Source organism: Carboxylicivirga sp. M1479, from assembly GCF_007097485.1.
Taxonomy (GTDB): domain Bacteria; phylum Bacteroidota; class Bacteroidia; order Bacteroidales; family Marinilabiliaceae; genus Carboxylicivirga.
The window spans coordinates 1-1676 of the sequence record NZ_VKDE01000073.1 but is presented as its reverse complement, the minus strand read 5'-3'; the positions used below and the strand labels follow the sequence as shown (position 1 = coordinate 1676).

1 protein-coding gene is annotated in these 1676 nt (G+C 43.9%); it reads right to left on the bottom strand.

All coding sequences use genetic code 11. The annotated features are described in order from the left end of the window. On the bottom strand, positions 1-1676 hold a 1676-nt coding region (locus tag FNN09_RS20790), incomplete at both ends, for a glycoside hydrolase family 2 protein (protein WP_299802339.1).

Sequence of the window (1676 nt, the reverse complement as noted above, 5' to 3'; positions counted from 1 at the left end):
GCGCCACCACAAAAGAAGTTAGTCGACTCAATGGCATTCCAGTAATCAATCAGGTTACCACAGGCATTACCCATAGAATGCGCATATTCTGAGATATGGAACGGATATTTAATATTCATTTCTCCGGTTACGGCATTATTCATCCAACCGATAGACGGATACTGGTTGGAGCCCATATCCACGATGCTGTTGTTTCGCTCGTACTGAACCGGACGTGATGTATCAATGGCTTTCAATGCCTTGTAGGCATGTACAAAGTTTTCACCCGGACCAGCCTCATTACCAAGTGACCAGATGACGATAGACGGGTAGTTTTTATTCTGCTGTGTCATTTCAATCACACGGCCAACATGCGCGTTTTTCCACTCTGGTGGATGAGAAAGCGAAGCTTCTCCATAGTAATATTGGTGCGATTCAATGTTGGCCTCGTCTTCCTGGTAAATACCGTACTTATCACACAGGTAATACCAATAAGGGTCTGCCGGGTAGTGTGAGTTACGAACGTGGTTAATATTAGCTCGTTTCATCAACATCACTTCCTCTTCCATCTGCTCACGTGTCAATGTATGACCTGTTGCAGGATGTGTCTCGTGGCGGTTAACACCTTTTAATTTGACTGTTTTACCATTGATGTAGTAATAACGACCTGCCAAACCGAATTCATCGTCTTCAGCTTTAGTATCTTTAATCACCACTTCACGGAAACCAGTATAGGTAGAAATGGTCTCCACCACCCGGCCTTTCTTATCTTTCAATTCGGCCACCAGAGTATAGCGATACGGGTGTTCTGCCGACCAAAGCTTTGGAGCATTGACCTTCATCTCAGCAGTGGCCTTGACTTCAGCACCACCAGTTACCACAGGAACAGAAGCTGTTGCAACAACACCCTCTACCAATGTATTCTCATCAGAATACAGTTTATTGGCATACAATGAATAATCCACTGTATAGCCTTTAACTGTTTTCTTGCTGAAATTACGTACATCAACAGCTATATTTAGTGAACCATCTTTGTAGTTTTTATCTAGCTCAGGCAGAACAAATAAGTCACGAATCTGCACTTTTGGTGTTGAATACAGTTGCACAGTGCGGAAAATACCTGGCAGACGGAACATATCCTGTGCTTCCAGGAATGAACCATCGGAGTTACGATACACCTCAGCAGCAATAACGTTCGTGCCTTTTTTCAGATATTGGCTGATATCAAAAATAGCGGCATTACGTGAGTTTTTGGAAAATCCCACATACTCCCCATTGATCCACAGGTAAAAGAACGAGTCGACGCCATCGAACTGAACGAAAATTTCTCTGCCATCCCAGTGGTCGGGAATAACAAAATCACGACGGTAAGAGCCCACTTCATTACGAGCCTCGTAAGTAACCCAGTCTTTAGCCGGTTCGCGCATCACACCACCTTTCCAGTCATCTACTTTAACACTGTGCTGGAAAATAACCGGCTGGTTACAGTAGATAGGCGTACCATATGTCTGGCCACCATCTTTCGCTAATCCAACAATATTCCAATTAGAAGGCACCGGAATATCATCCCAGTTGCTAACATCAAAGTCAGGTTGATAAAAATCAATAGGACGTTCATTCGGGTGTTTCACCCAGTTAAACTTCCAGTTACCATCCAATGATTGCCAGTAGGCCGAGTTTTCAGGCAATACCTTACG